Genomic DNA, 21,141 nt, shown 5'->3' with positions numbered 1-21,141 from the left:
CGACCACCCCCTGCCCGCCCCCCGCTCAGTGTGCCGGCCCGGCCTCCACCCTGCGCGGGCGCGGCGCCAGCCAGATCACCATGGCGGAGAAGGCGAACAGCAGGGCAGCCGACAGGAAGATATCGGTGGTGGAGAGCGTCACGCTCTCCTGCTGCACCAGCCGCTCGATCTGGCCGCGCGCCTGCTCCAGCGTGAAGCCGGCGCCTTGCAGGGTCTGGATCGCTTGGTCGGGCTGGTTCAGCACGCCCACCAGATCGGAGCGGGCGACCCGCGCCTGGTCGTCCCACGCGGTCGTGGCGATGGAGGTGCCGACGGCGCCGGCCATGGTGCGCAGGAAGTTCATCAGGCCGGCGGCCGACGCCATCTCCTGCGGCAGGACCGCGCCCAGGGCGAGCGTCGTCAGCGGCACGAAGAAGAAGGGCATGCCGAACCCCTGCATGAGCTGCGGCAGGGCCAGGGTCCAGAAATCCGCCCCGGTGTTCCAGAAGGCCCGCAGCAGCGAGGTGGCGCCCAGCCAGAGGATGCCAAAGCAGATCAGGGCGCGCGGATCGACCCGTGTCGTGAGCTGCGCCACGATGGGCGACATCAGCACGGCCAGCACGCCGGTGAAGGCGGTGACATGGCCGGCATCCGTCGCCGTGTAGCCGAGATAGCCCTGAAGCCACTGCGGAATGATGACAACGGTGGCGAAGAAGGCGCCGAAGGCGAACGACAGCGCCGTCACCGCCACCGCGAAACCGCGGTGGCGCATGATCCGGAGATCGACGGCTGGATTCTCCTCCGTCAGCTCCCAGGCGATGAAGACGGCGAAGCCGATGGCGGCCACGATGGCGAGCGCCACCACCTCGGTGGAGGCGAACCAGTCGTGCTCGCGGCCGATGTCCAGCATGATCTGCAAGGCGCCTACGGACACCACCAGAAGCGCCAGCCCGACCTTGTCGATGCCGCGGTTCTCCGTCGGCGTCTCGGCCGGCCGCAGCAGCCCGATCCCGGCGACGACACAGACCGCGGCGATCGGCAGATTGATGAAGAAGACCCAGGGCCACGACCAGTTGTCGCTGATGACACCGCCCAGGATCGGCCCGGCGATGGGCGCCACGACCGTGGTCATCGCCCACAGGCCCATGGCGGCGGCATGTTTCTCCCGCGGGAAGATGCGCAGCAGCAGGGTCTGCGACAGCGGCATCAGCGGCCCGCCGCAGAGCCCCTGGCCGACACGGAACGCCACCAGCATGCCGAGGCTCTCGGCCAGACCGCAGAGCATCGAGAAGGCGGCGAAGCCGATCATCGCCATCACGAAGCTGCGCACCGCGCCGAACCGCTGCGCCAGCCACCCGGTCAGCGGCACCGTGATCGCCTCGGCCACGGCGTAGGAGGTGATGACCCAGGTGCCCTGGCTGGAGGAGATGCCCAGGCTGCCGGCGATGTGGGGTACGGAGACATTGGCGATGGTGGTGTCCAGCACCACCATGAAATTGCTGACGGCGAGGATCATCCCGGCGAACAGGAGCCGGGGACCGCTCATCGGGACGGCGCTGTCGCTGGCCATGGCGGGAGCCTCAGTCCGCGTCCGAGAGGTCGATCTCGGCATCCATGGACAGGCCGACGCGCAGCGGATGCGCCTTCAGCTCGTCGGGGTCCAGGGTGACGCGCACCGGCAGGCGCTGCACCACCTTGATCCAGTTGCCCGTCGCGTTCTGCGCCGGGATCAGGGCGAAGGCGGCGCCGGTGCCGCCGGCAAGCCCGGCGACACGGCCGTGATAGACGACATCCGGACCGTAGAGGTCGGAGACGAGCGTCACCTTCTGGCCGACCCGGACACGGGTGAGCTGGCCTTCCTTGAAGTTGGCGTCCACATAGAGCTGATCCACGGGCACGATGGTCATGACCGGCGCGCCGGCCGCCACGCGCTGGCCGACCTGCACCTGCCGGCGGGTGACGATGCCGTCCACCGGCGCGCGGATCACGGTGCGCTCCTGGTCCAGGCGGGCCTGGTCCAGCCGCGCCCGGGCCGCCACCACCGCCGGATCGGTGTCCACGGTGGAACCGGCGACCAGGGCCTCGTTGGCGGACAGGTCACCCTTCGCGGCGGCCAGAGCCGCTTCCGCCTGGGTCACGCCGGCCCGTGCCAGGGTCAGGTTCGCCTGCGCCGCGGTGAAGGCGTTCGTCGCCGTCGTCAGCTCCTCCGCCGACACCGCGCCGCCCTTCGCAAGGTTGCGCCGCCGCTCCAGGTCGATCTTCGCCTTGTCGAAGTTCGCCTGCGCCACGACGAGCTGGGCACGGGCGCGGTCGATCTCCGCCTCGCGGGCGGCCACCTGCCCGGCCAGGGCGGCGCTGGTGGCGACCGTGCGCTCGAACTGCCGGCGGGCCTGCTGCAACTCGGCTTCGGCCCGGGCCAGGGCGATCCGGGTGTCGGCGTCGTCCAGCTCCACCAGCACGTCGCCCCGGGCCACGCGCTGGGTGTCGCTGACAGGGACGGCCTTCACCGGGGCGCTGATCAGCGGCGTGATCTGGGCCGAGTCCGCACCGACATAGGCGTTGTCGGTGCCGACATGGGTGGCGCCGACCAGCATGTACCAGCCGCCATAGCCGGCGGCCGCGGCCAGCACGATGGCGGCGATGCCGGCGAGAAGGCGCTTGCGCAGGAGATGGCGGTCGGGTGCGGGCCGCGGCGGCTCGACCGGCACGGGGCGGAGAGGTTGGGCGTTCGTCATGATCGGGTCGTCCTGCGGAAGGTCGCTCAGCTCGGGGAGAAGCCGCCGCCGAGTGCGCGCACCAGCGCCACGTCGAGCGTGAAGGCACGGGCCTCCAGGTCGGCGACGAGACGACGCCGGCTGATCAGCCCCTCTTCGGTGGAAAGCACGTCGAGATAGGTGGAAAGCCCGCCCTCGTACCGCTGCCGGGCGATGGCGTAGGCGGCCTCGGACTCCTCAAGGGCGGCGCGGGCCTCACGCAGCCGCGTCGTCAGGGCGGTCTGGCTGGTGGCGGCGTCCGCCACCTCGCGCAGGGCCCGGGTCAGGGTGGCGTCGTACTCCGCCACGGCGGCGTCATAGCCGGCCCGCGCCTGCCGGTAGCCGCCGCTGAGGCGGCCGCCTTCGAACACCGGCAGGCTCAGCGCCGGACCGATGCTGCCGTAGGAGGAGCCGCTCTCCGTCAGGTCGGAGAGCCCCAGCGACTGCACGCCGATCAGGGCGGTCAGGTTGACGTCCGGATAGAAGTCGGCGCGCGCGACCTTGATACGCGACGCCGCGGCCTCGGCCCGCAGCCGCGCCGCGACGATGTCCGGCCGGCGCCCGACCAGATCCAGCGGCAGGCGGCCCGGCAGCCCGACGGCGTGCAGCCGCGCGATCTCCGGCCGCTCGATGGCGAGGCCGCGGTCGGGCCCGGCCCCCAGCAGGGCGGCAATCCGGTTGCGGGTCAGGGCGATGGATTCGTCGATGGCGGCCAGCTCGGCCCGCGCGGCGGGCACCGCGGCCGCGGCCTGCCGCGCGGCGGCCCGGTTCTCCAGCCCGTTGCTCAGCCGGTCCTCGACCAGCCGCAGGCTGTCACTGCGGATGCGCACTGCGGACGCGGCCACGTCGCGGTCGGCATGGAGCTGCGCCAGATCGGCGTAGGCGGCGGCGATCTCCGTCGTCAGGGCGAGGCGGGCGGCCTCCAGCTCGACGCGCGCGGCCTCCGCTTCCGAGGTGGCGGCCGCCAGCGCGGCCCGGTTGCGGCCCCAGAAATCCAGGTCGATGCCGACGGTCAGCCCGGCCTTGCCGCTCTCGTTCCAGCCGCGCGGGATGGCCTGCGGCGGGGCACCGGTATTGTAGCTCTGCTTCGCCTCGGTGACGCTGGCGTCCGCCGTGGCGGAGGGCAGCAGGGCGGCCCCGGCCTGTTCCGCCAGCGCCTCGGCCGAGCGCAGCCGGGCCGCGGCAGCGGCCAGATCGGGGGCGGCGGCGACCGCCTCCTCCATCAGCCGGGCGAGCTGCGGATCGCCGTACTGCGCCCACCAGACGCGGTCGGGCCAGTCCGCGGCGGGAGCCGCGAGGCTGCGCGCGCTGTCCAGCGTGGCGGCGTCGCGCGGGGCGGGCGGCGTGCCGAGATCGGGCACGGCCGCGCATCCGGCGAGCGCGAGTGAGCACAGGGCCGGCAGCCACAGGGGCGCGGCGCGGAGGGGGAAGGGGCGCATGGGGAACCGTACTGCTTGGTACGTTGCACCATTGCGCCGCCCACCCTTCCTTGTCAATCGGGAACGATACTGTATAGTACGCTCATGACGCAGAGCTCCCATGAAGCCCGGCGACGCCACCGCCGCGAGGCGATCCTTGAAATCGCCCGGACCTCCTTCTTCGAGCATGGCTATGCCGGCACCTCCATGTCCTCGATCGCGGCCAGCCTGGGCGGATCGAAGACGACCCTCTGGTCGTGTTTCCCGTCCAAGGAGGATCTGTTCGCCGCCGTGCTGGAGGGCGAGACCGGCCGTTTCCGCATCGGCGTGCTGGAGGCGCTGGACCAGGACGGCCCGCTGATCGACTCGCTACGGCGCTTCTGCCGGGCCTTCCTGCGCAAGCTGCTGTCGCCGGACGTCCTGCGTCTGAACCGGCTGGTCATCGCCGAGGCGGAACGCTTCCCGGAGGTGGGCCGCATCTTCTTCGAGCACGGCCCGAAGGAGACCGGCCAGCGGCTGTCAGAATATCTCCACCGTGCCATGGAGCGCGGCCTGCTGCGGAAGGCGGACCCGCTGCTGGCGGCGCAGCACCTCACCTCGCTGTGCCAGGCCCGCAGCCACATGCGCTGCCTCTGGAATGTCGGCACGCCGCCGCGGGCGGAGGAGATCGACGCCGATGTCGAGACGGCCCTGGACATCTTCCTGCGCGCTTACCTGATCACCCCGGAGACGGCGGCCCCGGAGACAGCGGCCCCGGAGGCGGCATAGCGGCCGCGGCGGGGAGCCCCGCGTCAGCCAGCATCGATGCCGCGAACCAGCAGTACCGTGGCGCGACTGCCGGCCAGCCTGTCCTCGGAGATGCGGCGGTACTCCGGCGACCCGGCCCAGGCATGGAAGGCCGCCGTGTCCGCGAAGGAGAGCAGGACCGCCTTCTGGTGCGGCCAGTCGCCCTCCACCGTCTCCGGCGCCTCGTCCGCGGCCAGCAGCCGGCCGCCATACTGCATCAGCACGGGCATGAATGCCTGGACATAGCGGTCGTAGCGGGCGCGGTCATGGATACTGACCTGGGCGATGGCATAGACGGTCATGGGGGTATCTCTCCCGGGTGTTCTGCTTTCACGGATGCCGTCAGCACCGACGGATCAGTCGGGCCGGCCGCGCAGGCAGATCAGCGTCTGCTGTCCCACGGCGACGGGGCTGACGCTGTCTCCCTGGTGGGCATTGACCTCCAACTGGCAGACGGTCAGGGTCCGCCCGCTCTTGACCACCCGGCCCACCGCTTCCAGGAACTCGCCCCGGCCCGGATTCAGCAGGTTGATCTTGTACTCGACGGACAGCACCGCGCTGTCCTCCGGGAACAGGGTGAAGGCCGCGAAGCCGCCGGCGGTGTCCGCGATGGCGCCGGTGGCGCCGGCGTGAAAATAGCCGTGCTGCTGCGTCAGCTCGGGCCGGAAGGGCAGACGGACGACGACCAGACCGGCGCGCACCTCGTGCAGCGTCGCGCCCAGATGGGCCATCAGCCCCTGTCGGGCGAAGCTGTCCTGCACGCGCCGGACCACGCGGTCGTCGAGGGGGGAGCCGATCTCTGAAGCCATGCCTGGGGTCCCGTGACGGTGGGCGGCGATCGTAGCACCGCCCTTCACCGGCCTGCCGCAGGAGAAAGCCCCCGCCGCCGCCCCGCCGGGTCCGGCGTCCGCATGGCGGTGGCGGCCGGTCGGCCGCGAAGCCGAGCCCGCCGTGAACGGGGCTACTGTGAACAGGCCTACTGTGAACAGGCCTACTGTGAACAGGATTGACAGCCGCTCGCCCCTCGGACATATCGATCGCGCGCGATCCTATCGCCCACGATCATCCTAACAGCCCCGTCGGCGCGCGGCCGACGCAACGGAAGGGAACCCGGCCATGAGCGAATTCCATTCCCTGCACGCCCGCTCGCTGCGCGGGCAGGACGTCGCCCTGTCCCGGTTCGCGGGCCAGGTCGTGCTGGTCGTGAACACCGCCAGCAAATGCGGCTTCACCCCCCAGTATGCGGGGCTGGAGGCGCTCTACCGGAAATATGCCGACCAGGGCTTCGTCGTGCTGGGCTTCCCGTGCAACCAGTTCGGCAACCAGGAGCCGGGCGACGCGGCGACCATCGAGGGGAGCTGTCTGGTCAACTACGGGGTCAGCTTCCCCATGTTCGAGAAGGTGGACGTGAACGGCCCGCAGGCGCATCCGGTGTTCCGCTGGCTGACCGCCCGGCTTCCCGGCATGTTCGGACAGGGGATCAAATGGAACTTCACGAAGTTCCTGATCGGCCGCGACGGGCGCCCGCTGCGCCGCTTCGCCCCGATGACGAAGCCCGAGGCCATCGAGGCGCATGTCCGCACCGCCCTGGGGCAGTGACATGGCCGGAACGGCCGATGCCGGGCCGCCCCCCGACGACGACCTGCTGCGCCTGGACCGGCAGCTCTGCTTCCGGCTCTACGCCGCCTCCCGGCTGGTGACGCGGCTCTACCAGCCGGTCCTGGAGCCGCTGGGCCTGACCTATCCGCAGTACATCGTGCTGATGATCCTGTGGGAGGACGCGCCCTGCACGGTGGGCCATATCGGCGCGCGCGCCCGGCTGAACAGCAACACCCTGACCCCGCTGCTGAAACGGCTGGAGCAGCTCGGCTTCGTCCGGCGCAGCCGCGGCGCGGCGGACGAGCGGGTCGTGGAGATCGGCCTGACCGAAGCCGGGGCCGGGCTGAAATCCCGCTGCCGCTGCATTCCCGCGGAGCTGGCGCAGCGGAGCGGTGTCCCGCCGGAGAAGATCGCGGCACTGACGGGGCTTCTCGACGAGCTGCTGGGGCACCTGGAGACTTGATCGCCGCGCACACCGCAGCTTAGTGGTGGCGTACCCCTTTGACATTCCCTGACGATCCGAACCGAGGATTATGCCGATGACCGTCAAGATTCCCCTTTTCAGCGTCCGTATCCTGGGGCTGGTGGCCCTGGTCCTGGGGCTGGGCTACTTCTGGGGCTGGGCCGTGCCGCTGCATGCCCACATGGGCGTGGGCGGGCTGATGGTGCTGGGCCTCTGGGCCCTGGCCCTGGTCGCCTGGGGGAAGGCGCGGACCCTCGCCCTGGTCGCGCTGGCGGTCGGTGCCGCGGTGCCGGTGGTCGGCCTGGGGCAGCTCCACTGGTCGGTGGGCGAGGTCCGCTGGCCGATCCAGGCGGCGCACGTCGCCCTCGCCCTGGGAGCCATGGGCGTGGCGGAGATGCTGGCCCGCCGCCTGAAGGACACCGCGGCGGCCCCGCTGGCCGCGAACGGCTGAGACAGGGCCGGGGGCACGGACCCGGTCCCGGATACGGCGGGAGCGGCGGGCCGCCGTCTCCCGCCGCCCCACTTTTCAGAGGTCCCGGTAGGCCGAGGCCGGGAACAGGGCCTCGCCCTCCAGGGCGGTGACCCGGAGCTGCGGCGCCCCGCCCGGCCGCCAGGCATCCGCCCGCAGGGCCATGCGGCGGCGCACCCGGGCGTCCGGCGAGGGCACGCCCGGCGTCACGGTGACATAGCGGGCATCGACCCCGTCGGCCGCGAAGGTGAAGACCGCGAAGCCGTTCGCCGCCGAATCGATGAAGCGGAGATGCCGGTTCTGCGCGGGGTTGCGGGCCTTGAGGCCGGCCTCCTCCGACCCGGCGGCGGCCGTCGCCGCCACCGACGCGACGCCGTACATCATGGTCATGTTGAACGCGTCCGTGCGCGGCGCCGGCGAGTCGACGGGCCTGTCGAAGGCGATCAGGGGCCGGAACGGACTGTCGGTCGGCACCGCCTTGTGGAACGAGACCTGGGCCGGCTGGGAGCTGATGCCGGCCACCGCGAACTCCACCATCACCGGGTCGCCCCGGTAGTTGTCCGCCAGCGCCAGCCCGGCGAAATGCATGTGGTGGTCGCCCGTGAGCGACACCACGTTCGTCACGCCGTCGGCGAGCAGACGCCCGAGAATCCGGTCGCGCTCGGACGGGTAGCCGTCCCAGGCGTCCAGGCTGAGGGCCAGCGGTTCCGGCGTGCGGCCCACCGCGTCCAGGTCGAAGCGCAGCGGCGTCAGCGGCACGGAGTTGCCCCAGACCTTCCAGACGGCGCGCGAGGTCTTCAGCGCCGAGAGGAACCAGTCGCGCTGGACCGTCCCCAGCATGCTGCCCGGCTCCGCCGCAGCCCGTGGGTTGGGCACGCGGCGACCGTCGGGCAGCGGCAGTTCGGCCGGAGGCTGCCCACCCATGGCCGTGCGGCCCGCATCCATCAGGGAGACGAGGCCAAGCGGCTGCAACCCGCGCGGCACGGCGCCGTAGGCGATGGCGAGCTGGTCGGGCACCGCGTGCGCCGAGCGGTAGGAGCGCGTGTCGGTGACGATCAGGTCCAGCATCCGGCCCCACTGGAAGGCACGGTAGATGGTCAGCGAGCCGATGGCGCGGGCATTGTTCGGCTCGGGCGCCGCCGAGCCCAGCGGCGCCTGCTCGAACGGGACGTCCGCCACCGTGGCGGGCGCGAAATCGGCGGCATGCCGCTCCGCACCGGGCACGGCCGGCGCATCCGACAGCAGGGCCGGGATGAACTCGAACCAGGCCCGGTTGGCGGCCAGCCGGCGCGTCTGCGCCGGGCTCCCGCCGATCTCGTAGGTCGCCTGACTCTGCCAGCAGTCGTTGGAGAATTCGTGGTCGTCCCAGGTGCAGACGAAGGGGAAGCGCGCCCGCGCCGCGATCAGGTCGGGGTCCGACAGATAGGTCCGGTAGAGGTGGCGGTAGTCCTCCAGCGTCACGGCATGGTGGCGCAGGCCGCCGTCATAGGCATGCCCGCCGCTGGGGAACGGCGGCACCCGGCGCGCCGTGCCGTAGCCGATCGCCTCGTAGATGAAGTCGCCCAGATGCAGCACGACGTCGATCCGCGCCTCGGGCGCGGCGGCCTCGTCTTCCTCCACCAGCACCCGCCAGGATTCGTAGGTTCCCTGTTCGTAGTTCTGGCAGGAGACGGCAGCGATCCGCACCGGCCGGTCGGAGTCCGGCGCCGGGGCCGTGCGCGTCCGGCCGAGCGGTTCCGACACCGTGCCGCCCGCGATGAAGCGGTAGAAGTAGGTCTGGTCGGGCGCAAGGTCGGTGGCGATGACGCGCACCGTGTAGTCCGCCTCCGGCCGGGCTTCGGCGGCGGCGCGCAGGACGACGTCCTTGAAGCGGGCGTCGCGCGCCACCTCCACCTGGAGCGCGACCGGCCCCTGATGGCCGTCGGCCGGCTCCGCCCGGGTCCAGAGCGCGACCGCGGTCGGCGTCGGGTCGCCCGAGGCGACGCCCTGGGGGAAGCGGACCGCCGGTCCGGAGGCGGACGCCCGCGGCGCCAGCGGGGACAGGGCGGAAACCAGGGTGAGGCCGAGGCCGGCGGCCCCGAACGACAGGAAGGCGCGGCGGGTGGTCTGCGGCATGGCGGCGCTCCGCGGCTGGAGGGAGGTCAGGGGATGTGCGGGGGAGGTTGCGGCGGTCAGAACCGGGCGCCGAATTCGACGCCGATCACGCGCGGATGGCCCGGCACCCAGGTCGGGATGCCGAAGGAGCGGCCGGTGTTGCCCACGTCGGCCAGATACTCCACGTCGAACAGGTTCTCCGCGTAGAGCGTGACGGTCATGCCCTCCTCCGGCGTCGCCAGGACCAGGTTGGCATTGACCAGGGTGAAGGCGTCCTGGCTCTCCAGCGCGGTGTTCTCGTCCGAGTAGTACTGCCGGCTGCGGTAGCTGGCGTAGCCGTTCGCCGTCAGCGTCCAGCCGGCGGGAAGCTCGATGTCGGCCTGGGCGCCCAGCGTGAACCGGACCTTCGGCGAACGGGTCATGGTGTTGCCCGTGAAGTCCTGGCCGCCGGAGACGAAGCTGTCATATTCGGCCTGCATCAGGTTCAGGTTGCCGAACAGGCGCAGGGCCTTCGTCAGGTCGAAATCCCCCTCCAGCTCGAAGCCGAACGCGCTGGCCTCACCCGCCGCGGCGCTGACGGGAAGGTTGGTTTCGGGGTCCGTCACCTGGGTCTGGAAGTCCGTCCAGTCGTAATAGTAGAGCGAGCCGTTGAGGCGCAGGCGGCCGTCCAGCCAGGTGGTGCGGGCGCCGGTCTCGTAGCTGATGACGTATTCCGGATCGGTGACCGGATCGCTGTTCGTCCGCCCGGCCTCGGGGATGACGCCCGAGCGGTAGCCGGTGGTGACGCTGGCATACACCTTCGCATCCTCGTCGATCCGGTAATCGAGGACGACGCGCGGCTGGAAGGCGTCGAAGTCGGCCGAGCGGGTGCGCCGGGCGCCGGTGGAGGTCGGAATGAAGAGGCCGAGATTGCTGGTCGGACGGGTCGTCGCCAGCGACTTGTCGTCGAAGGTGTAGCGCAGACCCGCGGAGAGGCCGAGGCTGTCGGTGATCCGGTACGAACCGTCCAGATAGACGGAGTAGCTGGTCGTGTCGCTCTCGGTCAGGCCCTCCTCCCCGACCCGCGCGGGAAAGCCCAGCGGCAGGACGGGGTTGAGCGCGCCGTTCGCCGCCACCGGCAGCCGGTAGAAGGGCGAGCTGGCGAGCACCAGCGTCGCCACGCGGTTGGGATCGTAGTCGAGCGCGATGCGGTAGTCGGTGGATTCCCGGAACAGGCTGAGGCCGGCCACGCCGGTCAGCCGGCCGCCGCCGTCATAGGCGGCACGCAGTTCGGTCGAATACTGGTCGAGGTCCGTGTCCTCCAGCCCGTTGACGATGTAGAGGTAGGAGCCGTCGACGTCGAAATAGTCGTCGCTCTTGAGATAGCGGTAACCGGAGATGGAGCTGAGGGTGATGTCGCCGAGCTGCGCGTCGACCAGCAGCGTCGCCCCGGCAACGTCGCGGCGCAGGTAGGACGCATCGCCCAGGTCGGACTGCATCGGGGAGAACGGGTCGGTGCGGAAGGGCAGCCGGTTCCAGGGCGTGTTGTCGCCCGAACCGCTGAAGCCGCCACCCCGGGTCGGTATGGTGACCGCCTTGAAGACGTTGGAATTGCCGCGGTCGCGCTGGCCGTTGAGGATCAGCGTCGCCTCGACCGCATCGCTGAGGCGCACCGTGCCGCTGATCCGGCCAGCCGTCATGTCCGTGCCGCCGGTCGGTTCGCCGTTCTCAAGGTTCTTGATGAAGCCGTCGCGGTAGTGGCGCGTCGCCGCCACCCGGAGCGCCGCCCGGTCATTGACCGGCACGTTGAGCATGGCGCCGGCCGTCCAGCCGTCGAACTCCTCGATCCCGGCCGAGACCGACCCGTAGGTCCCGTCGAAGTCCGGCCGGGCGGAGGCGACGGCGATGGCGCCGGCGGTGGAACCGCGCCCGTACAGCGTGCCCTGGGGTCCCTTCAGCACCTCCACCTGGCCGACGTCGAAAAGCTCCTGGAGCGCGCCCTGCGCCCGGCTGATGGAGATGCCGTCCTGGAAGACGGAGATGCGGTTCTCGATGTTCGCGGCGCTGCCGCCGGAGCTGACCCCACGCACGACGATGGTCGGGTTCTGCACCGTCTGCTCCAGCACCTCCAGGCCCGGGGCCAGATCGGCCAGCCCCTCGAAGTCGTCGATCCGGACATCCCTGAGGAAGCTGCCGGTGAAGGCGTTGATCGGCATCGGCACGTCCTGCAACGGCTGTGCGCGGAGCTGGGCCGTGACCACGATCTCCTCGATCTCCCGGTCGTCGGCGCCGGCCGGACCGGGGGAATCCGGCCCGGAGGACCTCGCCTGGGCGGCGGTCGGCTGGGCGGCGGTCGGCTGGGCGGCGGCGGGTGCTGCCAGTGCCAGCAGCAGCGCCAGGGTGGACACGGATGCCGGGAAACGGGAACGGGACATGGAAACCCCCTCATGCGGCCGGAGACGGGACTGCCCCTGCATAGACTTCGAACGTATGTTTTTCGTGTTGGAAGCATGAAACTTTTCTTTAGGTCTCCACGAACATCACAACAATTCATTGCTTTTCCTTGATTTCCCTCTGTCGGAATGACCAGGGCGGCGAAGATCCGGAAAGCACCCTGAACAGTCGTTTTCAGATTCCCGCTGCCCCCGGGAGCGGGTAGAAAGGCGCCATGACCGATGCCCTGACCGATGCGGGCCGCCCCGCCCCCAGCCTGCGCGCCCAGCTTCTGGAGACGGCGGGGGACCTGATCGCCCGGGTCGGGCTGCGCGGCACCACCGCCCGCGCCGTCTCCGGCGCCGCCGATGTCAGCGCCGCGCTGCTCTGCTACCATTTCGGGGGGCGGGACGGTCTGGTGCTGGCCGCCTTCGAGCAGGCGGCGACCAACGCCGCGGCCGGGCTGGCCGCGGAGGCCGAGGCCCTGGCCGGGCTGGCGCCCGGCCCGGCGGATTTCGAGGACTGGTTCGCCGTCTGGGTCCTGCACCGCGGGGAGCGCCAGCGCCGGTCCTGCCTGATCCGGCGGGAGCTGTTCCTCCAGGCCGACCGCGACGAGCGCCTACAGGCGGCCGCCCGGGCCTGGTACGAGAGCGACCGGCGCTTCGTCCGCACCGTGCTGGAGCGGTTCCGGCTGGCGCCCGCACAGGCCGGCCTGGTCCTGGAAGCGGTCCAGGCCCTGGGCGACATCTTCCTTGTCGACAGCGGCACGATCATCGCCGGCGCCACCGCGGCGTCCGCCGCCCGGCACTTCGCCCGCCGGCTAGCGGGACTGCCGCCGCCCGAGCCGGCCAGCGACTGGCGCACCCTGCGCACGCCGGACCCCGCCTCGCTGGCGCCGACACCCCGCACGGCGACGGAGGCGCGCATCCTGGCCGCGGCGGTGGCCCTGGTCGCGCGCGACGGGGCCGCCCGCTTCACCCACCGCAGTCTGGCGGCGGAGCTGGGCACGGCCACGTCGGTGGCCGTCAACCGCTTCGGCACCCGGGCCGAGATCCTGCGCGCCGCGTTCGAGCATGCGCAGCATGCCCTGCTGGCCCGCAACGACCTGCTGGATCAGGTGCGCGCGGGCGGAACGATTCCCCGCGCCACCGCCGTGGAAAGCTATGTCGATACCCTGCTGGACGGGTCGGGCGGGCTGCGCCCGGAGATCGTGGCGGTGGACGAGCTGCTGGCGGCAGCCCGGCACGATCCCAGCCTGTCGGGTCTGGCCGGGCCGCTGGTGCTGGGCCGCGGCGCGCACTCTTTCCACCTGCTGCGGGCGCTGGACGACGCGCCGGAGGGGCTCCGGCGCATGGACGGCTTCCTGCTGACGGTCTGCGGCATCGCCGCCCTGAGCGAGATCCGACTGCTGGCGCCGGCGGCCCGGCGGGAGGCGGTGGCACGCCGCGCATGGCAGCGGCTGGCGCTGCTCGCCCCGCCTCCGGCCCGCTGACCGCCCGCCCGGAAGCCGGAAGCGGCCCCCGGGTGGACGCTGCGCCTCAGTCCGGACGCAGCCGGTCCAGGGCGGCGTCGAAGCCGGGATCGCCGCGCCGCACCTCGTCCAGCCGGCCGTCGGCATCCAGCAGGAGCAGACGGTCGACCAGTTCCGCCTCGCGCCGGAGATGCGTCACCAGCACCAGGGTCCGACCGGCGGCGGCATCCGCCAGCCGGGCCAGGACCGCGCGCGCCGTGCCGCCGTCCAGCCCCTCGGTCGGTTCGTCCAGGAGCCAGAGCGGCGCCCCGCGCAGGATCAGCCGGGCCAGCGCCAGCCGGCGGCCCTGCCCCTGCGACAGGCCGGTGCCACCCTCGCCCAGCATCGTGTCCAGCCCGGCCGGCAGGGCGCGGACCCAGCCGTCCAGCCCGGCCTGGGCCAGGGCATGCCACAGCGTCTCCTCGTCCGCGTCCGGGGCGGCCAGCAGCAGATTGCCGCGCAGGCTGTCGCGGAACAGGTCGGTGCGCTGGCCGAGCACGGTGCGCGGTAGGGCCAGGACATAGCCGTCCTGCGGTATCCGCTCGCCGGCCATGAGGTCCAGCAGGGTGGACTTGCCCGCCCCGCTGGGCCCGACGACGGCCACCCGCTCGCCCGCCGCCACCGTCAGCGAGACGCCCCGGAACAGCGGTGCGGGGGCACCGGCATGGCGGAACCCGACATCGCGCAGAACCAGCGCCGATCCGTCCGGCGGGGGCGGCAGGTCGGGCGCCGGGGGCGGCGGCGACCACCAGTCGCGCAGGCGGCGGGCGGCCCAGCGGGTCCGGCCCAGCTCCAGCACGCCGCGGCGCAGGGCGCCGAAGGGCTCCAGCACGGCCAGGGCGAGCAGCACCACCATCGCCGCCTGCGGCACCGTCAGCGCCCCCTGTGCCAGCAGGGCCGCAACCGCGACCAGGGCCGCGGCGGGCAGCAGGGCACCGATGGCGCCGACGGCCAGGGCCGCGCGCAGGTCCAGCCGGTCCAGCCGGTCGTCGGCGGCGGCCAGCGTCGCCTCCGCGGCCAGCACCGACTGCCGCTGGGCGTCCAGCCGGCCGGTCATCAGCAGGTCGGTCTGGCCGGCCATCAGGTCGATGGCCCTCAGACGCAGGAGTTCCAGCGCCGCCGCCCGCGACCGGGCCGCCCGCTCCGCCGCCCCGCGCAGGGCCAGCGGCACGCCGACCCCGACGACGACACAGGCCAGCACCAGCCCCAGGCCCAGGCGCCCGTCCAGCAGCGCCAGCCCGCCGCCCACCACCAGGACGGTCAGCAGCGCCGCCGCGGCCGGCGCCAGCAGGCGCAGATAGAGGCTGTCCAGCGCATCCACGTCCACGGTCAGGCGGAACAGCAGCCGGGCCGGCCGTGCCATCAGGGCACGCGCCGCTTCCGGCCGGGCGAGGCCGCGGAACAGCCGTTCCCGCAGCGCCGCCAGCAGGGCCAGCGTCGCCTCGTGCCCGACCACGCGCTCGCCGTAACGTCCGCCGGTGCGCAGCACGGCCAGGAAACGGATCGCCGCGGCGGGCCGGAAGACGTCGAGGCCGGCCAGACCGAGCCCCGCCGCCCCGGCCAGCGCCGTCGCGGTGATGAACCAGCCCGAGATGCCCAGCAGCGCGACCCCGGCCAGCACGGTCAGTCCGGCCAGCAGCGCCGCCGCCAGCAGGGTGCCGCGCCGTTCGCGCCAGTAGAGGGCGATCAGGGCGGCAAGCGGTCCGGGGCGCGTCATGGCACGATCCTGACGATACGGTCGAGCCGCGCGGCGAGGCGCGGATCATGGGTGGCGACAAGCAGGGTCCGGCCCTCGGCCGCGGCCAGCAGGGCGTCGGCCACGTCGTCGGCGGTGCCGGCGTCCAGATGCGCGGTCGGTTCGTCGGCCAGGATCAGGCCGGCATCGGGATCGGCGACGGCGCGCGCCAGCGCCAGCCGCAGCGCCTCGCCCCCCGACAGACCGACTCCGCCCTCGCCCACACGGCGGGCCGGATCGACCCCCGGCAGCAGCCGGGCCAGGGCCGCGTCCGCCAGCGTGCCCGGGCGGCCGAAGGCGGCGTTGGCATGCAGGCTGACGGCGCGGAAATGCGGCCGGTGCCCGACCCAGGCGATGTGGTGGCGCAGCGCCGGGGCGCTGGCCGGGGTCATCGGCAACCCGTCGATCCGGATCTCGCCCGCTTCCGGGCGCAGCAGCCCTGCGATCAGGGCCAGCAGGGTGGACTTGCCGCTGCCGCTCGGCCCCAGCAGGGCGACCCGCTCGCCCGGTGCGACCGCGAGATCAAACCCGTCGAAGACGGACCCCACGCCGCCGGGATGGGCGAAGCGCAGCGCGCGGACCTCCAACGCCGGCGGCTGGCCGGCCGCGCCGGCGGGGGCCGCCGGGGTCGCCTCGTCCGCCGGGGCCGCGGCCGCCGATCCGGCGGCACTCGCGTCGCCGAGCTTCTGCAAGGCCGCCAGGGCGGCCTCGCCCGAGGCACGGTCGTGCCAGAGCGTCGCCAGTTCGCGCAGCGGCTCGAACCAGGCCGGGGCCAACAGCAGGATGAACAGCCCCTGCTCCAGTCCCAGCTCGCCGCCCCAGGTGCCGAAATGCAGCTCGCCCAGCAGGTGGAAGCCGACATAGACGGCCACCATCGCCACCCCCAGGGCGGAGAACAGCTCCAGCACCGTGGAGGAGAGGAAGGCGATGCGCAGCACCGCCATGGTGCGCCGGCGCACCGTGTCCGACAGGGAGCGCAGGCGCAGCGCCGCCGCCTCCACCGCCCCCAGGGCGCGGATCGTCGGCAGGCCGCGCAGCCGGTCCAGCAGCAGGCCGTGCATGTCCGCGACCTCGGCCAGACGGGCCTCGCTGGCCGCCTTCGCCCGCCAGCCGATCAGGGCCATGAACAGGAAGATCAGCGGCGCCGTCAGCAGCAGCAGCAGGGCCGCGAGCCAGGAGACCCAGCCCACCGCCAGCAGGATGAAGGGTCCGACCAGGACGACGCGCAGCTTGGCCGGCCGGAAGCGGTGCCAGTAGGCCAGCACGGCTTCGGCCTGTTCGGTCACCAGCGCCGCGGCGGCACCCGCGGCCGGGCGGCCGGGGTCCAGCGGCGGCAGTCCGGCCAGCGCGGCCACGGCACGGGCGCGGTCGCGGCCCAGCCGGTCCCGCGCCGAGCGGAAGGCCAGCCGGCCGCCGTAGATGTCGAGCACGGCCCGCACGAGACCGAGGAGCAGGATAAGGCCTGCCTCACCGGCCACGGCCTCCACGCCTGTGCCGCCGGCGACCAGGGTGCCGAGCGCGCGCGCCAGGAGCCAGGCCTGCGGCAGCCAGAGCAGGGCGGCCCCCGCCTGGAGCCAGGCGGCCCGGCGCAGGGCGGGCTCGGCGGCCCAGGCCGGCCGGCGGGGCCTGGAGGCCCTGGACGCCGGTGCCGGAGCGGCTGTGCTGTCCGTACCGGGTCCGCCGGGTGCCGGCGACGACTCGGGCTGCCGCGGACCACCGTCGCGCGGGATGTGGGAGCGGGGCATGTCAGCGCTCACGGACAACGGGATTTCCAGCGCCCCGGCAGGGCAGCCATGCGATAGTTTCGTATCTTCAGAACTAACAAGGTTTCCCGCCCCCGTCTCCAGACCCCTGGCCCATGCTGCACTGCGGCGCCTTGACAATCCGCAAGGAACGGGCGCCCGATCTCCCGGTCCATTCGGACGGGGCACCAGGTGCCCGGCCGCCGTTCACCGCCGGCACTATGCCTGCGGAACGGCGTCCAGGGAACGGCCAGCGGTGCGCCGGACCCGTCCAGGGGACGGGACCCCACGCTTTCAGGGAGGCCGGGCTTCTCCGGCTGCACCGCCATGGAATTCGACATCGTCTCCCTGTCCCGGCTGCAATTCGCCGCGACCGCACTCTATCACTTCCTGTTCGTTCCGCTGACACTCGGTCTGTCGGTCCTGCTCGCCGTCATGGAGACGGTATACGTCCTCACCGGGCGGGCCATCTGGCGCCGGATGACGCAGTTCTGGGGAACGCTCTTCGGGATCAACTTCGTCGTCGGCGTGGCGACGGGGATCACCATGGAGTTCCAGTTCGGCATGAACTGGAGCTATTACAGCCATTATGTGGGTGACATCTTCGGGGCGCCGCTGGCGATCGAGGGCCTGATGGCCTTCTTCCTGGAGGCCACCTTCGTCGGCCTGTTCTTCTTCGGCTGGGACCGCATGACGCGGGTCCAGCATCTGGCCGCCACCTGGGCGGTGGCGATCGGCTCCAACCTGTCGGCGCTCTGGATTCTGATCGCCAACGGCTGGATGCAGAACCCGGTGGGCGCCGTCTTCAACCCCGAGACCATGCGCATGGAGGTGGAGAGCTTCACCGCCGTGCTGTTCAACCCGGTGGCCCAGGCCAAGTTCGTCCACACCGTCTCGGCCGGCTATGTCACCGCCTCGGTCTTCGTCCTCGGCGTCTCGGCCTGGTATCTGCTGCAGGGCCGCCATGTCGCCCTGGCCCGCCGCTCCATGGCGGTGGCGGCGTCCTTCGGCCTGCTCTCCTCCTTCTCCGTCGTCGTGCTGGGGGATGAGAGCGGCTATGTCGCCACCGAGCACCAGCGGATGAAGCTGGCGGCGATCGAGGGTATCTGGGAGACGGAGACGCCGCCGGCCCCCCTGACGATCATCGGGTTCCCCGACCAGGAGTCGCGGACGACCGACCATCTGGTGGAGGTGCCGGCCGCACTGGGGCTGATCGCCACCCGCTCGCTGGATACCGAGGTGCCGGGCATCGCCGATCTGGTGGCGCACGGCCGGACCCGGATCGAGAACGGCATCCTGGCCTATGACGCGCTCCAGTCGATCCGGGCCGCCGGCGGACCGCAGGCCGCCGATCCGGCGGTGCGCGAGGCCTTCGCCGCCAATGCCGCCAATCTCGGCTATGCGCTGCTGCTGCTCCAGTATGTCGACGATCCCCGGCAGGCGACCCCCGAACAGATCGAAGCCGCGGCCTGGGATCTGGTGCCGCCGGTCGCCACGCTGTTCTGGAGCTTCCGCATCATGGTCGGACTCGGCTTCTTCTTCATCGTCCTGATGGCGGCCTTCTTCTGGCAGATGGTGCGCAACCGGCTGGGCTCGCCGCGCTGGCTGCTGTGGGTCGCCGTCTTCGCCATCCCGCTGCCCTGGATCGCGGCGGAACTGGGCTGGATCGTCGCCGAAGTGGGCCGCCAGCCCTGGATCATCGAAGGCGTGCTGCCGACGGCCGTGGCCGTGTCCTCCCTGGGCGTCGGCGAGGTGATGCTGACACTGGCGGGCTTCACCCTGCTGTACGGGACCCTGTTCGTGATCGAGATCACGCTGATGCTGCGCGCCATCCGCACCGGCCCGGCGGAGGAACCGCCGCGCGTCCGGTCCTGGCAGTCGGCAGCGGCGGGGGAGTGACGACCATGGAACTCCATACCCTCATCGACTACACGACCCTGCGCCTGATCTGGTGGGTGCTGCTGGGCGTGCTCCTGATCGGCTTCGCCGCCACCGACGGGTTCGACATGGGCGTCGGCATGCTGCTGCCCTTCGTCGCCCGCAACGACCTGGAACGGCGGGTCGCCATCAATTCCGTCGGCCCCGTCTGGGAAGGCAACCAGGTCTGGTTCATCCTGGGCGGCGGCGCCATCTTCGCCGCGTGGCCGCCGCTCTATGCCGTGTCCTTCTCCGGCTTCTACCTCGCCATGTACGTGGTGCTGGCGGCGCTGATCCTGCGGCCGGTCGGGTTCAAGTACCGCTCCAAGCGCCCGGACCCGCGCTGGCGGGAGGGCTGGGACTGGGCGCTGTTCATCGGCGGCTTCGTGCCGGTGCTGGTGTTCGGGGTGGCCGTCGGCAACGTGCTCCAGGGCGTGCCGTTCCGTCTGGATGCCGACCTGCGGGCGTTCTACGAGGGCGGCTTCTTCGGTCTGTTGAACCCCTTCGCCCTGCTCTGCGGCCTTGTCTCCGTGGCGATGCTGGCCATGCACGGCGGCGCCTGGCTGGCGCTCAAGACGGATGGCTGCGTCGCCCGCCGCGCCCGCGACTACGGCACCGTCGCCGCCCTGGCCACGGCGGGGCTGTTCGCGCTGGGCGGGCTCGCGTTGTGGCTCTGGATCGACGGCTACCGCCTTGTCGGCACGGCGGTCACCGACGGGCCGTCGAACCCCCTGCTGAAGGAGGTGGCGCACGATGCCGGCGCCTGGTTCGCCAACTACGCCGCCCGGCCCTGGCTGGCGGTGGTGCCGGCGTTGGGGATCGCGGGGGCGCTGGCCGCCGCGGCGGGGCTGCGGGCCCGGCTGGAAGGGCTGACCCTGCTGGCCTCCGGTCTCTCGATCTTCGGCATCATCACGACGGTCGGCATCACCCTGTTCCCGTTCGTGCTGCCCTCCTCGCTGGACCCGCGCTCCAGCCTGACCGTCTGGGACAGCTCGTCCTCGCACCGGACGCTGTTCATCATGCTGGTGGCGACGGCGATCTTCCTGCCGCTGATCCTGGCCTACACGGCCTGGGTCTACCGGGTGCTCCGCGGCAAGGTGGACGAGGGGGCCATCCTGCGCGAGGACGGGCACCACTACTGAGCCGCGCGCCCGCGGCCCCTGACCGGATGGAGGAAACGATGTGGTATTTCGCCTGGCTCCTCGGCCTGCCCCTGGCCGTCGTCTTCGCCGTGCAGAACGGACTCTGGTTCGAGATGCGGGAGGACGCCGCCCGCGGCGGGCCGGACCCGGACGCCCTGTAGGGCGGAGCGGGCGCCGACAAGAACGCCCAGAAAGGACGGGGAGGACGGATGTCGCCGGCTACGCCTCCCCGTCCCAGTAATCGACGCCGGTGCCGTGGCGGTGGATGGCCTCGAACGGGTGCTGCGTGGCAAGGCCGGCCTCCGCCATGAACTTGCCGGAGTCCGGGTACTCGCAGATCTCCGGGTCCTCCTGGGTGCTGACGGAGAGGTATTTCAGCGGCGCGTCGGAGGTGTTGAGGATCTGGTGCGGATACTCCGCACCGGGCGGAATGAAGATCACGTCGCCCGCCTTCAGCGGGATCATCTCCCCCGCCACCCGCAGGGTGCCGCTGCCGGCGAGGATCACGAACATCTCCTCCTGCGCGTGGTGGAGATGGTAGGGGCAGGAGAGCTTGCCCGGCGGCACGATGTCTACCGTGGCGCCGAGCTTGCGGGCCGCCGTCCCCTCCGCCAGCCGGGCCCACAGACTTTCGACCTGCGTCCCGCGCATCCGGTGCGCCTTGGGGATGTCGTCCAGATTGCGGATCAGGCGGTCGCGGAGCGATGGGTCGGCGGCGGTCATGGACGTTCTCCCCGTGTCGGAAACGCGCGTGAACCCCTTGATCGTATCCCCTCCGGCAGCGGTCGCCATCGGCGCAAAGGCGTCAGCCCGGATCGCCCGGGCCGGAGCGGCCGTCTGACGGCGCGGCGTCGAGGGTGCGCTCCCAGTCGAGGGCGGCACGGACGATGGTGTCGAGATCGTCATGGCGGGGCCGCCAGCCATAGCGGTCGCGCAACAGGCTGGCGTCGGCGACAAGGCATGCGGCGTCGCCCGGGCGCCGCCCGGCCTCGCGCACGGGCAGCGGCCACCCGGCCGCCCGCTCCACCGCCCGCACCACCTCGCGCACCGAGAAACCCCGCCCGTAGCCCACGTTCAGCAGATGCCGGCCGCCGTGGCCGCGCAGATGCTCCAGCAGCAGAA

18 protein-coding genes and 1 pseudogene are annotated in these 21,141 nt (G+C 72.1%); 8 read left to right on the top strand and 11 right to left on the bottom strand.

Going from position 1 to position 21,141, the window contains the following annotated elements; translation table 11 throughout:
- Nucleotides 1–25: 25 nt before the first annotated feature.
- The 3 genes from ACFQPS_RS20215 to ACFQPS_RS20205 are packed head-to-tail and all read right to left on the bottom strand — an operon-like array spanning nucleotide 26 to nucleotide 4,171.
- Nucleotides 26–1,549, bottom strand: coding sequence for a DHA2 family efflux MFS transporter permease subunit (locus ACFQPS_RS20215; protein WP_377361171.1), 1,524 nt, complete (start codon nucleotides 1,547–1,549; stop codon nucleotides 26–28).
- 10 nt (nucleotides 1,550–1,559) lie between these two features.
- Nucleotides 1,560–2,714 (bottom strand): HlyD family secretion protein, encoded by a 1,155-nt coding sequence (locus ACFQPS_RS20210; RefSeq protein WP_377361169.1) that lies wholly within the window; start codon nucleotides 2,712–2,714, stop codon nucleotides 1,560–1,562.
- Between the two features lie 26 nt (nucleotides 2,715–2,740).
- Complete coding sequence (locus tag ACFQPS_RS20205) at nucleotides 2,741–4,171, bottom strand: efflux transporter outer membrane subunit (RefSeq protein WP_377361167.1); 1,431 nt, start codon at nucleotides 4,169–4,171, stop codon at nucleotides 2,741–2,743.
- Between the two features lie 84 nt (nucleotides 4,172–4,255).
- Here ACFQPS_RS20205 and ACFQPS_RS20200 point away from each other — a divergent pair, with 84 nt between their 5' ends.
- On the top strand, nucleotides 4,256–4,918 hold the full coding sequence (locus ACFQPS_RS20200) for a TetR/AcrR family transcriptional regulator C-terminal domain-containing protein (protein WP_377361165.1): 663 nt from the start codon (nucleotides 4,256–4,258) through the stop codon (nucleotides 4,916–4,918).
- A 23-nt stretch (nucleotides 4,919–4,941) separates the two neighbouring features.
- Here the strand turns inward: ACFQPS_RS20200 and ACFQPS_RS20195 are convergent, their stop codons facing one another.
- Nucleotides 4,942–5,238 (bottom strand): DUF1330 domain-containing protein, encoded by a 297-nt coding sequence (locus tag ACFQPS_RS20195; protein ID WP_377361163.1) that lies wholly within the window; start codon nucleotides 5,236–5,238, stop codon nucleotides 4,942–4,944.
- Nucleotides 5,239–5,292: 54 nt separating this feature from the next.
- Nucleotides 5,293–5,745, bottom strand: coding sequence for a PaaI family thioesterase (locus ACFQPS_RS20190; protein ID WP_377361161.1), 453 nt, complete (start codon nucleotides 5,743–5,745; stop codon nucleotides 5,293–5,295).
- 307 nt (nucleotides 5,746–6,052) lie between these two features.
- Between ACFQPS_RS20190 and ACFQPS_RS20185 the strand changes: the two genes are divergently transcribed.
- The 3 genes from ACFQPS_RS20185 (at nucleotide 6,053) to ACFQPS_RS20175 (ending at nucleotide 7,449) form a co-directional block, all read left to right on the top strand.
- Nucleotides 6,053–6,535, top strand: coding sequence for a glutathione peroxidase (locus ACFQPS_RS20185; RefSeq protein WP_377361159.1), 483 nt, complete (start codon nucleotides 6,053–6,055; stop codon nucleotides 6,533–6,535).
- Nucleotides 6,510–6,998 carry a MarR family winged helix-turn-helix transcriptional regulator gene (locus ACFQPS_RS20180; protein WP_377361158.1) on the top strand — a complete coding sequence of 163 codons (489 nt, stop codon included), beginning with the start codon at nucleotides 6,510–6,512 and terminating at the stop codon, nucleotides 6,996–6,998. The genes ACFQPS_RS20185 and ACFQPS_RS20180 overlap by 26 nt, the downstream gene beginning before the upstream one ends.
- A 76-nt stretch (nucleotides 6,999–7,074) precedes the next feature.
- Entirely contained in the window at nucleotides 7,075–7,449 is a 375-nt protein-coding gene (locus tag ACFQPS_RS20175) for a hypothetical protein (protein ID WP_377361157.1), read from the top strand.
- A gap of 75 nt (nucleotides 7,450–7,524) precedes the next feature.
- Here ACFQPS_RS20175 and ACFQPS_RS20170 read toward each other — a convergent pair whose 3' ends face one another.
- Nucleotides 7,525–9,582, bottom strand: coding sequence for an alkaline phosphatase D family protein (locus ACFQPS_RS20170; RefSeq protein WP_377361155.1), 2,058 nt, complete (start codon nucleotides 9,580–9,582; stop codon nucleotides 7,525–7,527).
- Nucleotides 9,583–9,638: 56 nt separating this feature from the next.
- Nucleotides 9,639–11,975: a TonB-dependent receptor gene (locus tag ACFQPS_RS20165; protein WP_377361153.1), complete on the bottom strand. Its 2,337-nt coding sequence runs from the start codon at nucleotides 11,973–11,975 to the stop codon at nucleotides 9,639–9,641.
- A 233-nt stretch (nucleotides 11,976–12,208) separates the two neighbouring features.
- Here ACFQPS_RS20165 and ACFQPS_RS20160 point away from each other — a divergent pair, with 233 nt between their 5' ends.
- On the top strand, nucleotides 12,209–13,465 hold the full coding sequence (locus ACFQPS_RS20160; protein WP_377361152.1) for a TetR family transcriptional regulator: 1,257 nt from the start codon (nucleotides 12,209–12,211) through the stop codon (nucleotides 13,463–13,465).
- A gap of 46 nt (nucleotides 13,466–13,511) precedes the next feature.
- Here ACFQPS_RS20160 and cydC read toward each other — a convergent pair whose 3' ends face one another.
- Together cydC and cydD are read right to left on the bottom strand one after the other, a co-directional pair.
- On the bottom strand, nucleotides 13,512–15,200 hold the full coding sequence (gene cydC / locus ACFQPS_RS20155) for a thiol reductant ABC exporter subunit CydC (RefSeq protein ID WP_377361150.1): 1,689 nt from the start codon (nucleotides 15,198–15,200) through the stop codon (nucleotides 13,512–13,514).
- Complete coding sequence (gene cydD / locus ACFQPS_RS20150; RefSeq protein WP_377361148.1) at nucleotides 15,197–16,963, bottom strand: thiol reductant ABC exporter subunit CydD; 1,767 nt, start codon at nucleotides 16,961–16,963, stop codon at nucleotides 15,197–15,199. The genes cydC and cydD overlap by 4 nt, the downstream gene beginning before the upstream one ends.
- A 324-nt stretch (nucleotides 16,964–17,287) precedes the next feature.
- Between cydD and ACFQPS_RS20145 the strand changes: the two genes are divergently transcribed.
- The 3 genes from ACFQPS_RS20145 to cydX are packed head-to-tail and all read left to right on the top strand — an operon-like array spanning nucleotide 17,288 to nucleotide 20,180.
- Nucleotides 17,288–18,859, top strand: a complete 1,572-nt coding sequence (locus tag ACFQPS_RS20145; RefSeq protein WP_377361146.1) for a cytochrome ubiquinol oxidase subunit I — start codon at nucleotides 17,288–17,290, stop codon at nucleotides 18,857–18,859.
- A 5-nt stretch (nucleotides 18,860–18,864) separates the two neighbouring features.
- Complete coding sequence (cydB, locus tag ACFQPS_RS20140) at nucleotides 18,865–20,019, top strand: cytochrome d ubiquinol oxidase subunit II (RefSeq protein ID WP_377361144.1); 1,155 nt, start codon at nucleotides 18,865–18,867, stop codon at nucleotides 20,017–20,019.
- A gap of 38 nt (nucleotides 20,020–20,057) precedes the next feature.
- Nucleotides 20,058–20,180: a cytochrome bd-I oxidase subunit CydX gene (gene cydX / locus ACFQPS_RS20135; RefSeq protein ID WP_377361142.1), complete on the top strand. Its 123-nt coding sequence runs from the start codon at nucleotides 20,058–20,060 to the stop codon at nucleotides 20,178–20,180.
- A gap of 58 nt (nucleotides 20,181–20,238) precedes the next feature.
- On the opposite strand, the gene ACFQPS_RS20130 is transcribed toward cydX, so the two are convergent.
- A complete protein-coding gene (locus tag ACFQPS_RS20130) occupies nucleotides 20,239–20,742 on the bottom strand; it encodes a cupin domain-containing protein (RefSeq protein ID WP_377361141.1) in 504 nt (167 codons plus the stop codon).
- Nucleotides 20,743–20,824: 82 nt separating this feature from the next.
- Nucleotides 20,825–21,141: pseudogene (locus tag ACFQPS_RS20125) on the bottom strand (UDP-glucose 4-epimerase GalE); the annotation flags it as partial.

The organism is Rhodocista pekingensis (assembly GCF_042665545.1).
Lineage (GTDB): Bacteria > Pseudomonadota > Alphaproteobacteria > Azospirillales > Azospirillaceae > Rhodocista > Rhodocista pekingensis.
Note: the sequence above shows the minus strand (reverse complement) of the source record. Positions and strands in the feature narration are given on the sequence as shown.

Coding starts and splice junctions, on each gene's coding strand:
- ACFQPS_RS20215 (WP_377361171.1), bottom strand. CDS start 1,549: ATGGCCAGCGACAGCGCCGTCCCGATGAGCGGTCCCCGGCTCCTGTTC.
- ACFQPS_RS20210 (WP_377361169.1), bottom strand. CDS start 2,714: ATGACGAACGCCCAACCTCTCCGCCCCGTGCCGGTCGAGCCGCCGCGG.
- ACFQPS_RS20205 (WP_377361167.1), bottom strand. CDS start 4,171: ATGCGCCCCTTCCCCCTCCGCGCCGCGCCCCTGTGGCTGCCGGCCCTG.
- ACFQPS_RS20200 (WP_377361165.1), top strand. CDS start 4,256: ATGACGCAGAGCTCCCATGAAGCCCGGCGACGCCACCGCCGCGAGGCG.
- ACFQPS_RS20195 (WP_377361163.1), bottom strand. CDS start 5,238: ATGACCGTCTATGCCATCGCCCAGGTCAGTATCCATGACCGCGCCCGC.
- ACFQPS_RS20190 (WP_377361161.1), bottom strand. CDS start 5,745: ATGGCTTCAGAGATCGGCTCCCCCCTCGACGACCGCGTGGTCCGGCGC.
- ACFQPS_RS20185 (WP_377361159.1), top strand. CDS start 6,053: ATGAGCGAATTCCATTCCCTGCACGCCCGCTCGCTGCGCGGGCAGGAC.
- ACFQPS_RS20180 (WP_377361158.1), top strand. CDS start 6,510: ATGTCCGCACCGCCCTGGGGCAGTGACATGGCCGGAACGGCCGATGCC.
- ACFQPS_RS20175 (WP_377361157.1), top strand. CDS start 7,075: ATGACCGTCAAGATTCCCCTTTTCAGCGTCCGTATCCTGGGGCTGGTG.
- ACFQPS_RS20170 (WP_377361155.1), bottom strand. CDS start 9,582: ATGCCGCAGACCACCCGCCGCGCCTTCCTGTCGTTCGGGGCCGCCGGC.
- ACFQPS_RS20165 (WP_377361153.1), bottom strand. CDS start 11,975: ATGTCCCGTTCCCGTTTCCCGGCATCCGTGTCCACCCTGGCGCTGCTG.
- ACFQPS_RS20160 (WP_377361152.1), top strand. CDS start 12,209: ATGACCGATGCCCTGACCGATGCGGGCCGCCCCGCCCCCAGCCTGCGC.
- cydC (WP_377361150.1), bottom strand. CDS start 15,200: ATGACGCGCCCCGGACCGCTTGCCGCCCTGATCGCCCTCTACTGGCGC.
- cydD (WP_377361148.1), bottom strand. CDS start 16,963: ATGCCCCGCTCCCACATCCCGCGCGACGGTGGTCCGCGGCAGCCCGAG.
- ACFQPS_RS20145 (WP_377361146.1), top strand. CDS start 17,288: ATGGAATTCGACATCGTCTCCCTGTCCCGGCTGCAATTCGCCGCGACC.
- cydB (WP_377361144.1), top strand. CDS start 18,865: ATGGAACTCCATACCCTCATCGACTACACGACCCTGCGCCTGATCTGG.
- cydX (WP_377361142.1), top strand. CDS start 20,058: ATGTGGTATTTCGCCTGGCTCCTCGGCCTGCCCCTGGCCGTCGTCTTC.
- ACFQPS_RS20130 (WP_377361141.1), bottom strand. CDS start 20,742: ATGACCGCCGCCGACCCATCGCTCCGCGACCGCCTGATCCGCAATCTG.